We start from the raw sequence: 14,597 nt of genomic DNA, 5'->3' as shown, positions 1-14,597 counted from the left end.
GAAAGGCGAGCTTAGCTCGCCTTTTTTGTGTCTTCGCTAAATCAGTTTGATATGCTATATCTCTCAGCGTTACGCTCTTCGCCACTCTCAGTGAACAGAAGCAATCGATATAACCCGGAATAAGGCAGTAAATTAGTGATCCATAAGATTGTTCGCCGTCCTAAGGTCGATGATAGTCACCTTCCCAATACCCTTTCGCCGCTCTTAAAGCAGATATACGCCAGTCGTGGTAGCTCTGCCGAAGATTGTGAACTCACACTGGCTCGCTTATTAAGGCCCGATACCATGAAAGGGCTTGCCGAGGGGGCTGCCATTATTGCCGACGCTATCAAGGCTCAGCGTTCAATCCTCATTATGGGGGATTTCGATGCCGACGGGGCAACCTCGACCAGCGTCTGCATGCTTGCCCTGACCATGATGGGAGCCACTAAGGTCGACTATCTTATTCCGAACCGATTCGATTATGGTTATGGCTTGAGCCCTGAGATCGTCGCCGTCGCCCATAGCAAGGGCGCCGAGTTATTGATCACCGTAGATAACGGGATCTCATCGATAGAGGGCGTTGCGGCGGCAAAAGCCTTAGGTATGCAAGTTGTCATCACCGATCATCATCTTCCGGGTAAAACGGTGCCCGATGCCGATGCCATAGTTAACCCCAACCAGGTGGATTGCAACTTCGCGAGTAAGTCGATTGCGGGTGTCGGGGTGGCATTTTATCTGATGTCAGCCTTGAGAGCCGAACTAAGTAAGCGTAATTGGTATCAGGAGCAAGGTCTGGCGGTTCCCAACCTGGGTCAATTGCTGGATATCGTCGCGCTGGGCACGGTTGCCGATGTTGTCGCCTTAGACTGTAACAACAGAATTCTGGTCGAAGCGGGCCTGCAGAGAGTCAGAGCGGGGCGTTGCCGTGCGGGCATTACGGCACTGCTCGAGGTGGCGAAACGTAATCCGGCGCGCATCGTAGCCTCTGATTTTGGTTTCGCCGTCGGTCCCAGGCTCAATGCGGCGGGCAGACTGGATGAGATGGCACTCGGAGTCGAAACCCTGCTCTGTGATGACATGATGAGCGCAAGAAGAATGGCGGCAGAACTAGACGGGCTCAATGCCGAACGGCGGGATCTCGAAGCCGATATGCAGCAGGAGGCGTTAAAGAGCCTGGCGTCGGTCGAACTCAATGAGGCCGAGCTTCCCTGGGGGATTGCGCTTTTTCAAGAGGACTGGCATCAGGGCGTGATAGGCATATTAGCCTCGCGTATCAAAGACAGGTATCACAGGCCCGTGATAGCCTTTGCCGACGCGGGAGAGGGGGAGATAAAAGGTTCTGCCCGCTCGATTAAAGGCCTGCATATGCGAGACTTGTTAGAGCTGATCAACAGTCGTCATCCCGGAATGATCCTCAAGTTCGGTGGTCACGCAATGGCGGCGGGTTTATCCCTAAAGGCGAAAGATTTTCCAGCGTTTGAGCAGGCTTACGACCAGAGTGTCAGAGAGCTGTTAAAACCCGAGCTGTTAACCGGCGAATTAGTCACCGATGGTGAGCTTATCCCGAATGAGATGAAGCTTGAGATGGCGTGGGAGCTCAGAAACGCAGGCCCCTGGGGGCAAGAGTTCCCCGAGCCTCTGTTCGATGGTTATTTCAAGGTGATCCAGCAGCGTATCGTGGGTGAGAAACATCTTAAGTTGGTATTAGAAACCGAGTGCGGCCAGACTATGCTCGATGCCATCGCCTTCAATGTTGACCTGACCACCTGGCCGGATGCGACAATCAAGCATGCCCGCGTAGTGTATAAGTTAGATGTGAACGAGTTCAGGGGCAATCAGACTCTGCAGCTGATGGTGGACCAGATTGAGGCCATGTAGTTCGTCGGTGTAGGGATACACCGTCTTTATCCTTTTTTAGTTAGCTCATAACTTAATTGATGTTTGTGACCTGTGTTTGAACTCATAAGTTCATTGTTGTCTATTGCTTGCTGCAGGCTTATGCGCAAACCCTTCGGTGACTCGGTGAATAGAAACCTATGGTTTCTGTTCTTATGAACGAGCGGCATGGATGCCGAACTGGCTGTTAGATATGGATATCGTTGCAAGTACAGTCTGACCGCCATGAATGGTGGGAATGCCGTAAAATGTAGGGAACATTTTCGGCCCTGTGGGCTCTGCTGTGACAAACAACCTCCATGTTTAAATGCCAGTTCGATATCCCTATCTCTCGCTTGGTGAGTTTCACTATGTGAAACCTCGCCCTGTCACGGAAGGTCACCGCCGCGTTTACGCCTGACTCTGGTTCGAGAAAGGTATCTCTTCGATTTAGGTTCTCTGTTACAAACACGTTTTTCGACAGAAATACATTTATCCGTGTTGAAGCCCATCGCTTCTAATCTTGTTCATAGTTCATAGTTTAAGTTGGCTTTAGTTACACCCGGAAGGCACTTCAAATGTGTAGTTAAACACCTCGCTGATTCGTATCAGGCCGGATGATTGCTCGGCAAAGCCGTCAACGTCCTCGTTGAGAACTTGCCCCCTGAACTCTATATACAGTGGTTGGTAGGGGGGCTTGCGGGCATTTTCATAAAAGTCCTGCATCTCTATCCCTGCCCAATCGAAGCTCACCCAATAATCCTCTCTCTCGTTGCAGGGTTTGAAACTACGCACTTCATGGCCATAAGAATATGTACCTCTGTAGGTTCTCTCCAGAGTCGTTGCACTGCAGGCTGCGAGCAAGGGAACCAACATTGCCACAATTAGCTTATTCATATCGATCTCGTCTATCCGTTAGGTTACTGTTTAATAGTATTTTTTGTTTGAATCCCATGAATGGATAATTCTATACCAATTTGTGCATTCTATTGCCGACAAATGATTAAACATCCAGATAGTTCACGACTCAAGATGAGAAATAAGGCGGTATCAGGTGTTTGAGGAGAGGGGAAGAAGGCTGCACCTGGGGAGGATACTGAAATATCTAATCTTTATCGGCTGGTGGGGTTAGGCCCGCATAAAGGTTAACCCTTCAATCTTCTGAAGACACTAAAGAAAAACCTACCAGGCCTTCATTCGAAGGCCCTGGACTTTTGGGCTGGCAAGCAGATCCTATGCGGTAACGGCATCTACTGTGTCGTTAATCCTCAAGGATTCACTCTGTTCTGTGCTATTTTTTACACTCTTTTCTGCACTCTTTTCTGCACTCTTTTCTGCACTATGATTTTGGGATTGACGAAACGCACTGTCTTCGGCCAAAGGGGCGGCGGCACTCACTAAGGCATTTACCCATAAACCTTCAAATTTTTTCATAATGACTCCTGTATTTAAGATCGAAATCAAAGTACGTGACCACGGTTTATAAGTAAAATGAATTAATTCCATTAAGTGCATTCCAATAAAGCATGAATATACCGATTAAGAACCTACAGTGTTTCCTGACATTAGTGGAAACCCGCAGCTATACCCGCGCGGCAGAGCAGTTACACCTGACTCAGCCCACGCTGAGTAAGATGATCCAGCGTCTCGAGGATAACCTGCAGCAACCGCTGCTCATTCGTAATAATCAGAAGGTGATATTGACCGAAGCCGGTAACCTGTTGGCCAATAGCTCCCGAAAGATTGTAGGACAGTGGCATAGACTGCAGGAGGATCTTAATAATCTTAAAGGTCTTAAAACGGGGCAACTGAGACTCGGTGTGTGCCCCATGATGGGGGGGATCATCATCTCCTTGCTATCTGAATTTCGAAGCCGTTATCCGGGAATTGAGCTCCAGATCCAGGAGCTGGGCGGTTATGGCGCCGAGGAGGCTCTGCTCAACGACAGCTTAGATCTTGCATTCACGGCCCTCCCGGCCACCCATGCCGAGGAGTTTCATTGTCTGCCATTAGAGGAATACCCGTTGCAGGTGTGCCTGCCGATAAAGCACCCCCTTGCTGATAAAGAGTCTATCACCTGGTCAGATCTAAGGGACCTGCCTTTCGTGCTCTATAACGATGACTTTTCACTGGCAAAGTTACTCACGCGTCTGAGCCGCGAGGATGGTGTCGAGCTCAATATCGCCTCCCAGAGCGGGCAGTGGGACTTTATTGGCGCCATGGTCGAGTCGAACGTCGGCGTCGCCATACTGCCTCAACCCATCTGTGACAAAATAGGCTCAACTAAACTGGTTTATAAAGCCATGTCCCCCATGCTGACCTGGGATCTGGCCCTTATCTGGCGTAAGAACCTGCCATTGACACCCGCCGCTGAAGCGTTCGTAAAGCTAGGAGAAGTTTAGTCTTCGAATGAAGACCGGTTACATTTTTACTTTTGCTCAATGGTATTGGAATGTTTGTTTTAAGGTTGCACCTTCATTGCTATTTATCACCTGCGGTGAGCTTATGTGTAAGTAATCTCTCGGTACGCTGTAAACCCATCCTTGGGCGCTCTGCGATTTCATCCCTGAAATCGAAGTCCTCGAGCTCACTTACACCCGTTTATTAACCTCTTCGATTAGGCTTTATCCGCTATTTAGTAAAGTTTTATGCAGACCTCATAAACCCCCACGTATCTTTTCACAGAGAACTTTTGAGTGTTTCTCTTCAAGAAACAAAAAATAATCCTTTTGCAGCAAAGAGTTGTAGATGGTAGTTTTACCTAACTGAGCAAGCAGCCAAGAACGTTATCGTGCTGTTATTGAATAAGACGTTATACGTCAGCCCGTATTGAAGGATTGTGATGGCACGATTAGCACCAAAAACGGATGTACTAAGGGCTCTCTTCGCCAGATCCGGAAACCAATGTGCTTTTCCGGGGTGTACTCAGCCGTTGATTAACGGCAAGAACAAATTTGTAGCACAAGTTTGCCACATTGAAGCTGCATCAGAAGGCGGGGAGCGATATAACCCTGAGGGAAATGACGAGCACAGGAGAAGTTACGAAAACTTACTAGTGTTGTGTTATCCACATCACATTGAAACTGACGATGTTGACGATTACCCTGTGGAGCGGCTCTTAGAAATTAAAAGAGATCACGAGCAGCTGTTCCTAAAATCTGACTTTAAACTAGATGAAGCAGAACTAACTAAGCTCTCTTATGAAATGGAGAAGTATTGGTCTGAAGTCGAGCGCCTAAACAAACTCGATCATGTATTTGCTGATAGTGGCTTAGCGATGGACGTGAATGGTGATAGTAGCTTTTTCGATGTGATAGAAAGTGCATACGATGCAGTTGGCGGTATTGAAAATCTTTTAGAATCATTTCATAAAAGCGATGAATCTCTGAAAATTGATTTTGAGGGACTTCTATTAAGGAAAGATATTTCTCCAGAGTTGTTTCACGACGTCCCATATTATGAGAACCCTTTTGAAAATAGAAATTGGGAGTCACACAATCTCGGAACACCCAATTGGCTTCAAAGATTGAGAATAGATCTAGCGCATATCGAAGTTAAGTATCTCGAAGAATACTTAAAGACTCATAGTGAAGATCTACGAGCCAAAGCCAAGTTCGAAGAAGTAAAAGAGGTCTTGCAGGAGTATGCGACAACAGCAATGCACGTTGATTAAAACGTATAACAAGAACCTCAATCAGACGGCTAACACTGTCACATTTTTCGCAAAAGAGACGCAAAAAACTGCGCCAGCACGCCGCTGGTCAGGTTGGCGTTATGTAGCTTTGAAGTTTAAATCGAATCAAGGAGAAAGTCGGTAGTGGCCTTTAAAATAAATATCCCCAAGCAAAGTGGTACGGAAGAATTATGTATTGAAGAAGGAACTTCGGTAGTAATTGTTGGTGCTAATGGTGCGGGAAAAACTCGGCTTGCCTCATATATTGAGGAGCAATTGGGGGAGGCTACACATCGAATAGCAGCTCATCGTGCTCTATCTCTAAACCCAGCCGTTGCAAAGGTAAGCGAAAGAGAAGCTAAGATTGCACTAAAGACTGGGTGGAATCATAAGAAGGCAACCATTGCACATAGAAAAGGAAGTCGATGGGGGGATAACGCACCTGTAGCCTTATTAAACGACTTTGATTTCCTGTTACAAACATTATTCGCCGAGCAAACCAATACTTCATTGAAAACTCATAAAAGTGTTAGGTTAGGTGAGATAAAAGAAGCTACAGAAACAAAATTTGAAACCCTAACGAAAGTTTGGCAGTCATTGCTACCACATCGAGAACTACATATTAGTGGTGATGATATATTGGTTTCAATCACTGGATCAGAAAGCCGCTATTCGGCGACGGACATGAGTGATGGTGAGAGAGCAGTGTTCTACATGTTGGGTCAATCCTTAGTTGCCGAACCAAATTCACTTTTGATATTTGATGAGCCAGAGCTCCATGTTCATAAATCTATAATGTCAAAACTTTGGGATGAATTAGAGTCAATTCGTCCTGATTGTGCTTTTTTGTTCATTACTCATGATATTGAATTTGCATGTTCTCGCATTGCTAATAAATTTGTTATTAGTAAATTTGAACCAACTCCTTCATGGGAGATTAAACCGGTCCCTAATGATAGTGGTTTCGATGAAAATACGGTAACCCTTATACTTGGGAGTCGTAAACCTATTCTATTTGTTGAGGGTCATGATACCAGTTTAGACATCGCAACTTTCAGATGTTGCTATCCAGAATGGACAGTAATCCCCAGAGGGTCTTGCGAGCAGGTAATTCATTCAGTTGTTACTATGCGGCAGAATACATCCCTTACAAGAGTAACTTGTGCGGGCATCGTTGACGCTGATGATTACAGTGAAAGGGATATCGAATACCTAGAAAATTTAGAAGTAAGAACTCTACCGCTTTCCGAAATTGAAAATATTTTCATTCACCCTCATGTTGCCCGAGCAATACTCGAACATGAGGGGTTTTCTGGAGCTGAACTTGAGACTAAGCTGCAAGGTTTTATTAATGCAGTGATTTCCAGTGTTAATGAAACACAGCTAGAACAAGCAATAATTAGGTTTTGTCGGCGACGTATTGATAGAGCTCTTAAGAAAATTGATTTAAGCGCATCCGGTTCTGTTTCCGAGCTGAGAGAATCTTTGGACAAAGAAGTTTCAGAATTGAATATTGAAGCTTTTGAAAGCTATGCTCGAGATAAAATTCAAATAGCTATTACTGAAAGCGATCTAGTTAAATTGCTAACTATTTATGACAACAAGGGATTAATGGCAATAGCTTCTTCTCATTTGAAAAACACAAGGCTTGGTGAGTTTGAGCATTGGTTGATTAGGATACTAAACAACCAGCAGGCTCCGAAAGTTATTCTTGAGATAAAGAATATATTGCCTGTAATCCCAACTGGTTAAGTGTACTTACATAACAATGTTGTCAACTCGGATTACCATGCCGCTACGTGACTTGGCAACTGGTTACAACTGCGTTATCTCATATCTTGTTATCTTGCTTTATTATTTGCAATAACGGGGCGTACCATACATTCTGTCCAAAATCGGGATAGCAAGTAAAGCTTAAATCGAAGAAATAAACACTCAAGTGTAGATGCGGCTGAGGACGTTGGTGGCATGGATGCCACCGTCGAGCTTACATGGATGTACTTGCAGCGTGCCGAAGAAGTATCTGCACATTCAGCGAGCCGCAGGCTATAGATTAATTTGAAGCCATGCCATTCAATATCGAACTAAATACCCACTAAGTCAGAAGAACCAACAAAAGATATTTCTAGCTTGTTATCCGACAAGTAACACATCCTTGTATAAAAAAGCCACCCGATTGAGGGTGGCTTTAAGATGCTACGAGCAAAAGTAGCAATAAAACGGTCTACTTAACCGTTTTAACCCCTTCTGGGGTACCCACTAGCAACACATCTGCACCGCGTAGGGCAAATAGTCCGTTAGTGACAACACCGACGATGGCGTTGATCTGCTCTTCAAGTTCTTTAGGGTTTACTATCTTCATGTTGTACACATCTAAGATAACGTTGCCGTTATCTGTGACAACACCTTCACGGTAAACAGGATCGCCACCTAGCTTAACCAATTGACGAGCAACATAAGAGCGCGCCATAGGGATAACTTCTACTGGCAGTGGGAACTCACCCAGAACATCCACTTCTTTAGTGTTATCGACGATACAGATAAACTTGTCTGCGACAGCCGCTACGATCTTTTCACGTGTCAGTGCTGCTCCGCCGCCTTTGATCATATCCATATGAGCGTTGATCTCATCGGCGCCATCGACATAGACAGATAGTTCGTCGACTGAATTGAGATCGTAAACCGGGATCCCTAATGCTTTCATCTTCTCGGTTGAAGCTTCAGAGCTTGATACCGCACCGTCGATATCGGCTTTCATCGTTGCTAAGGCATCGATAAAGTGGTTGACGGTAGAGCCTGTTCCTACACCTACGATACTGTCTTTCTCGACATATTCCAGTGCAGCCCAACCCGCAGCTTTTTTCATCTCATCTTGTGTCATGGTAGCGTCCTGTAAGGAGTATTTTCAAAAATTCTGACGTTATTATACTCTCACTTGGTTGAAACTGCAGTGCTAATACCCCATTTTCAAGTTAACTTCGGCCCACTTTTGAACTAACTTCAACTAACTTGAACTATCAGCAGTTCCAACCAACTTCTGCCACCAGGTCAGATCTTTTTTGAGCAGGGGCAGGGCGCGATGAGACAGACGGTTTATCAGTTCATGATCGGCTGATGGCTGTAACTGCTCGGGAGTGGCGACGCCGCCGGTTGGCTTGAGGCTTCTAACTCCCTCCTCGATGAGCAAGCTGAACTCTCCTCCACAATTACGGCAGCAGGTCTTATCGCCTTGCTCCATCTCTTTGTAGACTACGACAACCGGGCCGCAATTAGGGCAGATCTGCAGGGGGGTATGGTGATCGCTATGCAACACTATGGCATCGATATCATGTCTGTCGATGGAGCAGAAATGTTCGACCACATTGCTATTGAACTGAGAACTACTGTTTTCCTGTAATATGTCGAGGGCCTTATCGACACCCATTCCATTGCGGTAGGGGCGGTGAGAGGTCATGGCATCGAAGGCATCGGTAACCGAAATAATACTGGCATCTAAGTGTATTTGTGCCTCGTTCAGGCCATTGGGATAGCCTTTACCGTCGGGTCTTTCATGGTGGGCGAGGGCGCCGTTAATCGCCAAATCGCCCAAGGGGTGATGCTTGAGCACTTGGGCTGCGATACTTGGATGCGTTTTGATGACCTCATATTCCTCATCGGTGAGCTTTCCTGTCTTATTGAGGATGGCATCGGGAACGCCTACTTTACCTAAGTCATGCAGGAAACCGGCTAAACCAATACGCAGGCGGGTTCTCTCATCCAGATTCATCTCAATTGCCACCAGTTCACTGAGTTGAGCGACGCGCCAGCAATGACCACCAGTGTAAGGATCTCTTGCTTCAACAACGGCAGCCATAGAGTATAAAGAGCGAAGTAAGTCGAGAGATTTCATAGGTTATCCTTATGATTAACAATCCATTTTTTATAACAGTGGGTAATACTAATTTGTACTCTACTAATAGACCGTGAAAGTGAGAGGAAAATGTCACACTGGCTATAAATTTAACTATAGGCCAAAGACGGTGGCAAAAAAAAGATTGCAGGAGTAAATTTAGACCCAGTCAGAGTTATTCTGATATGTCTGCTTGTGGGAAAGGAAATTTGGAGAGTATTTATGGCTGGAGCTAGCCTGTTATCACTGTTGGACGACATCGCATCTATCCTGGATGATGTCGCGATAATGAGTAAAGTCGCTGCACGAAAAACGGCGGGCGTTTTGGGTGATGATCTCGCACTCAATGCCCAGCAGGTGTCCGGGGTTAATGCCGATAGAGAGTTGCCCGTTGTGTGGGCCGTGGCCATGGGCTCGTTACGCAATAAATGTATTTTAGTGCCGGCCGCGCTGCTTATCAGTGCTTTTATCCCCTGGGCAATTGTTCCTCTATTGATGTTTGGTGGTCTTTTTCTCTGTTTCGAAGGATTCGAGAAGCTGCATCACAGTTATACACATAGGAAGGCGAAAAAATCGGGGGTGCATTCAGAAACGGCTCAGCTCCCACAGATTGACGATCTTAAGGCTTATGAGCAGCAGAAGATCAAGGGGGCTATCAGGACCGACTTTGTCCTGTCGGCCGAAATTATTGCCATTACCTTAGGGGTTGTTGCCGAGAGTAGTTTTACGACTCAGGTATTTACGCTGGTGGCCATCGCCTTAGTGATGACCATAGGCGTGTATGGTTTAGTGGCCGGTATCGTCAAGTTAGATGATGCCGGGCTTTACCTTAGCCAAAGGCAAGGTAGCGGCTTGCTGACCCGCTTCGGTCGCTGGTTCGGCGACGGGCTGGTAAACGCGGCACCTTACCTGATGAGAGGGCTTACCATAGTCGGCACTATCGCCATGTTTATGGTGGGAGGCGGCATTCTTACCCACGGTCTGCATGCCGTGAGCGTACAGATCGAATCGATTGCCCATTGGGTCGAGCTGTTAGCCGCAGTGGGGCCGACACTGGCCTTTATCACTCCGAGTCTGCTGAACACGGTTTTTGGCGTCATAGCCGGGGCTTTGGCCCTGTTAATGGTATCCGGGTTCCAGAAGTTCAGAAGCTGATATCCACTCCGGCATTGGCCGGGCATTTTGCTCGGTCATCTACATTTAGGGCTGCCGTACCTCACTAGGTTTCAGCGCTTTGTTTGTGGGTACCAAACCGCTCTTTCACCATGTTAAGCATAGCTTGGGCCGCGAATGAGAGCTGCTTTCCTTTTTGCCAGTATAGGGACAGTTCCCAATACAGCTCGGAGCTTTTTAATGGCACATGGACGACACCGCTCACGCTATGTCGTTCGGCTATCAGCTTAGGAAGCACCATAGTTCCGGCACCGGCTGCCACCAAAGCGATACCAAAATCGGGGTGACTCACTCGGGTGATATTTTTTGGGGTGAAACCCGCTTTTTCACAGGCTTCGAATACCTGACCATAAAGAGCAAAATCATGTTCGAACATGATCTGGGCTATGTCGGATATTTGGCAAAGCTGAAGGGATGCTTCGTGAGCCAGGGGATGATTCTTGGGCAGGACAACGACCATAGGGTCCTCATGGATTCTGATCCCATCGAACTCTTTATCGAATGAGATTATCCCCGTTGCCAATTCAATCTCTCCTTTTTGAAGTGCGAGGGTTTGTTCAACGCCTCCTCGCACGAACAGATTCATCTCAATCTTAGGGTAACTGTCTTTAAACTTGGCTATCACGGGGGCAAAAAGCTCGGCGCTGCCCAGTGGAGCCAGACCAAGCCTTAGCTCTCCCGAGGTTAAATCCCGTTGAGAGGCCAGTTCGTTGAGCATCCTATGCCTGCCGGCCAGGAGTTCGATGCCGTGGCGATAGACCACCTCTCCGGCCGATGTCAGCTTGAGTTGGGTTCCGCGTTTGCCTCGTTCGATCAAGGTTAAGTCCAACTCATGTTCGAGCCCGATAATCGCCTTTGATAGTGCGGGTTGAGTGATGTGGATTTTTTCAGAAGCTTTGGCAAAGCCACCACTATCAACAATGTCGATGAAGTAACTGATCACTCTGAGATCCATTTGTATTACCTTTAGTTATACTTTCTATTCTTAATATTCATTTTTTTTATCTTTTTGGCAAGAGTAAACTCTGTGTATCGAATGAATTTCAGATTTAGGTTTTACTTTGTTGACAGCTGAACGTATTAAGAAGTGTTATGGGAGTCTTCAATTACTGATCCAGATCGGACTATTTTGTCTATTGGCCTGGGGGATGGATCTACTCTCGGTTTATTTGGAACTTCCTATTCCTGGCAGCGTGTTGGGGCTCGCTATCCTGTTATTGTTAATGGGGTTAAAGCTGGTACCTGAAAAGTCGGTCAAACTTGGCGCGGGATGGTTAACGGGTGAGTTACTGCTGTTTTTCATTCCTCCTGTTATCTCAATTATTAAGTATGAAAGCCTGTTCGAGCAATACTCACTCCCTTTGATACTCACATTAGTGATTGGCAGTGTTTGTGTGTTACTCGGTACCGGATTTGTGGTCGATAGGGTCTTCAGGTTTGAAACTAAAATGAATACTAGACGCCTTAATGCAGCAAAAGCGATAGGGGAGGTATAAATGTCTCAGTCAATGTTAGCGATCGTCAGTCTGGCTTTTACTCTCTCTTGTTACTTTTTGATTAAACAGCTGTACCTGAAAAAGAGAGTTTGGTGGTTAGCCCCCATCTTGATGGTACCTGTGATTATTGTCCTGTTTGTGATTAGCCTGAATATCCCTCTGCCGGCTTATTTTGAATATACCCATTGGTTAATGGCTCTGTTGGCCCCCGCGACCATAGCATTCTCTGTGCCTATATACAGGGAACGGAAATTGATTTTCAGCTACCCGTTAACGATAGGCTTTGGCGTAGTGACAGGTCTGTTATTAGGGCTCCTCTCATCATGGGGATTGACTCAGATATTCTCACTGCCGCCAGAGTTGTCCCACAGCACCTTAGTGCGCTCTGTATCGACGCCGTTTGCCATGGAGGCTACATCTGCATTTGGTGGAGTCCCCGAGTTGACCGCTATGCTGGTATTGCTTACCGGAATCATTGGTATGTTGGTGTCCGAACCTTTGTTTAAGCTGGCGAAAATTAACTCACCTTTAGCCATCGGTGCAGCATTAGGAGCCGCAGCCCATGGTGCGGGAGCCGCAAAAGCCAGTGAGTTTGGTAAAGAAGAGGGGGTGGTTGCCAGTTTAACGATGATCTTTACCGGTATAGCTATGGTGCTTGGCGCGCCCTTCTTTTCGATCTTTCTGGTCTGATAAATCATTCTATCTATTGCGGTATGAATTTCCGCTTCAGTGTCACTTGCCGGTATTGTGACCACCTCTCGGTACTCTTCGATAACAGGTTTAACAATTAATCGTTATAAACTTGATCTGTATCATATTGGTAATCGCCTGAAATTATCATTCACAACCAGGTTTGATACATGTGGTTAACCGTTTTGTAACTACATGTATTTAAATGTTAAAAATAATATCCCTTCAATATATCTTCTGGAAAATCGTAAGGTTGAAGCCGAACAAATCGGCATTTCTACGTGCAAACCCTTAGCAGCCTTAGGTGCAAACACCGATAACCCCTCCTTCTATAAACCCATATGGTTAGCCGCGGATAAACAATAAACTTGCCGGGCATGGACCTTTGGTCGCCGCCAAGGCAAGCAACAATAACCAAAGAGTCAACAAATCCCAAAAGGCACCTTGATGAACAGAATAACTAAAACAGCGTTAGTGGTAGCTACATTTTTCTCAGCATCTTCTTTCGCCGGCTACGAAGTCCAAATTGATGACACCTCGAAGTTAACTTTCGGTGGCTACTTCAAAGCCGATTTGCGTAATGTCAGTGGCGACCAGGCTTACCGAGACTTCTGGATTGGTTCCAGTACAGGCGCGCCAGATACCAATAAAACCAGCATTCAGGCCAGAGAGTCGCGCTTCAATGTTAAGTACTCCAATGGCGAGTTAGCGGGATTCCTCGAGTATGATTTCTACGGCAGTGACGGTAACGCACTGGTTTCTAACTCATACGAGCCGCGTATGCGTCATGCCTTTATCTCTTACAAGAACTGGAAAGTCGGCCAGACCTGGTCAACCTTTATGCCACTGGCCTCTATCGCCGAGGCGCTGGACTTTGGTGGAGCGCACGTAGGTCAGGTGTTCATTCGTCAAGGCCAGATACGTTACACCAATGGCGGGCTGGAACTGGCGCTGGAAAACCCGGCGAACGCTACCGATGACAATCAGAGTATCCCCGATGTCGTGGCTCGTTACACTTTCAAAGGCGATTTTGGCCAGCTGGCCGTTGCAGCGCTGGCTCGCACCTTCGATGACAACGGTGTGACTGGTCATGCCGATGGCACTCAGTTGGCTTACAGCATAAGCGGTAAAATCAATACCTTTGGTAAAGATGATTTCCGTTTCGCCTATAACGCGGGCGCTGCGGGTCGTTATATTTCACCTGGCCACAACGCCGGCGACAAGGTTAATGCTGATGGCAGTGGTGATCTTCTGACAACGCAAGCTTACACCGTTGCCTATCGCCATTTTTGGACTGACGATTTGCGCTCTACCGTTTACTACGGCCACTCTGAAGTAGAAAATTTTAATGGTGTGAGTGCTGACTCTGATCGCAGCCACTACGGCATCAACCTGATCCAGCAGCTTAGCAAGCAGTTAAGCGTGGGCGTTGAATTCGGTAACTATGATGCCGATATCTCTGCCACTGAAAGTGCGGATTCTGATTATATCCAGCTTTCGGCCAAGTACGTACTTTAATGAATGGCGGCATAACCTATTTTTATGCCGTTGATTTTCCTGGACCTGTTGAGCTTTCATGCGTGTGTTTGCAGCGAGTTGTTGGCCTTTTATGCAGGGCAGGAAACAAAGTACTTAAACTGGCAGTCATCCATCAGCCCCCAAGAGCATAACTTCCGAAAGGTCATCCAGTGGGATGGTTGGCCTTGTTCCTCTGACCATAAATGAGGAAAACACCCTAATACCAATTGGTATAATTCCCACAACATGGCAGGTTCGCCATGTTTTCTCCCGAAGCATGACCCCGCTTCGGGTATTTTTT

13 protein-coding genes are annotated in these 14,597 nt (G+C 46.6%); 8 read left to right on the top strand and 5 right to left on the bottom strand.

The genetic code is table 11. From position 1 onward, the window contains the following. The first annotated feature begins 135 nt into the window (after positions 1-135). Positions 136-1,860, top strand: a complete 1,725-nt coding sequence (recJ, locus tag EKG39_RS04575; protein ID WP_126504541.1) for a single-stranded-DNA-specific exonuclease RecJ — start codon at positions 136-138, stop codon at positions 1,858-1,860. A 549-nt stretch (positions 1,861-2,409) separates the two neighbouring features. On the opposite strand, the gene EKG39_RS04570 is transcribed toward recJ, so the two are convergent. Both EKG39_RS04570 and EKG39_RS04565 read right to left on the bottom strand, forming a co-directional pair. After that, positions 2,410-2,754, bottom strand: coding sequence for a hypothetical protein (locus EKG39_RS04570; RefSeq protein WP_126504540.1), 345 nt, complete (start codon positions 2,752-2,754; stop codon positions 2,410-2,412). Positions 2,755-3,090: 336 nt separating this feature from the next. Then, positions 3,091-3,291: a hypothetical protein gene (locus EKG39_RS04565; RefSeq protein WP_126504539.1), complete on the bottom strand. Its 201-nt coding sequence runs from the start codon at positions 3,289-3,291 to the stop codon at positions 3,091-3,093. Positions 3,292-3,383: 92 nt separating this feature from the next. Between EKG39_RS04565 and EKG39_RS04560 the strand changes: the two genes are divergently transcribed. The 3 genes from EKG39_RS04560 (at position 3,384) to EKG39_RS04550 (ending at position 7,282) form a co-directional block, all read left to right on the top strand. Then, on the top strand, positions 3,384-4,259 hold the full coding sequence (locus tag EKG39_RS04560; protein WP_126504538.1) for a LysR family transcriptional regulator: 876 nt from the start codon (positions 3,384-3,386) through the stop codon (positions 4,257-4,259). A 440-nt stretch (positions 4,260-4,699) separates the two neighbouring features. After that, the gene (locus EKG39_RS04555; RefSeq protein ID WP_126504537.1) at positions 4,700-5,530 is read left to right on the top strand and encodes a hypothetical protein; all 831 of its coding nucleotides are present in this window, start codon (positions 4,700-4,702) and stop codon (positions 5,528-5,530) included. 144 nt (positions 5,531-5,674) lie between these two features. Continuing rightward, on the top strand, positions 5,675-7,282 hold the full coding sequence (locus EKG39_RS04550) for an AAA family ATPase (RefSeq protein WP_126504536.1): 1,608 nt from the start codon (positions 5,675-5,677) through the stop codon (positions 7,280-7,282). A 472-nt stretch (positions 7,283-7,754) separates the two neighbouring features. On the opposite strand, the gene rpiA is transcribed toward EKG39_RS04550, so the two are convergent. Then, positions 7,755-8,411, bottom strand: coding sequence for a ribose-5-phosphate isomerase RpiA (gene rpiA / locus EKG39_RS04545; protein ID WP_126504535.1), 657 nt, complete (start codon positions 8,409-8,411; stop codon positions 7,755-7,757). A 123-nt stretch (positions 8,412-8,534) separates the two neighbouring features. Then, complete coding sequence (locus tag EKG39_RS04540) at positions 8,535-9,419, bottom strand: HD-GYP domain-containing protein (RefSeq protein ID WP_126504534.1); 885 nt, start codon at positions 9,417-9,419, stop codon at positions 8,535-8,537. A 222-nt stretch (positions 9,420-9,641) separates the two neighbouring features. On the opposite strand from EKG39_RS04540, the gene EKG39_RS04535 reads away from it, so the two are divergent. Then, the gene (locus EKG39_RS04535; protein WP_126504533.1) at positions 9,642-10,574 is read left to right on the top strand and encodes a DUF808 domain-containing protein; all 933 of its coding nucleotides are present in this window, start codon (positions 9,642-9,644) and stop codon (positions 10,572-10,574) included. A 64-nt stretch (positions 10,575-10,638) separates the two neighbouring features. Here the strand turns inward: EKG39_RS04535 and EKG39_RS04530 are convergent, their stop codons facing one another. After that, complete coding sequence (locus EKG39_RS04530) at positions 10,639-11,547, bottom strand: LysR family transcriptional regulator (protein WP_126504532.1); 909 nt, start codon at positions 11,545-11,547, stop codon at positions 10,639-10,641. Between the two features lie 106 nt (positions 11,548-11,653). Here EKG39_RS04530 and EKG39_RS04525 point away from each other — a divergent pair, with 106 nt between their 5' ends. The 3 genes from EKG39_RS04525 (at position 11,654) to EKG39_RS04515 (ending at position 14,296) form a co-directional block, all read left to right on the top strand. After that, positions 11,654-12,088, top strand: coding sequence for a CidA/LrgA family protein (locus tag EKG39_RS04525; RefSeq protein WP_126504531.1), 435 nt, complete (start codon positions 11,654-11,656; stop codon positions 12,086-12,088). Beyond that, on the top strand, positions 12,089-12,778 hold the full coding sequence (locus EKG39_RS04520; RefSeq protein ID WP_126504530.1) for an LrgB family protein: 690 nt from the start codon (positions 12,089-12,091) through the stop codon (positions 12,776-12,778). Positions 12,779-13,225: 447 nt separating this feature from the next. Then, positions 13,226-14,296, top strand: coding sequence for a DcaP family trimeric outer membrane transporter (locus EKG39_RS04515; protein WP_126504529.1), 1,071 nt, complete (start codon positions 13,226-13,228; stop codon positions 14,294-14,296). Positions 14,297-14,597 lie beyond the last annotated feature (301 nt).

Origin of the sequence: Shewanella atlantica, assembly GCF_003966265.1 — a bacterium.
Taxonomy (GTDB): Bacteria; Pseudomonadota; Gammaproteobacteria; order Enterobacterales; family Shewanellaceae; genus Shewanella; species Shewanella atlantica.
The sequence above is the reverse complement of the archived record's forward strand: the minus strand, read 5'-3'. Positions and strand labels throughout refer to the sequence as shown.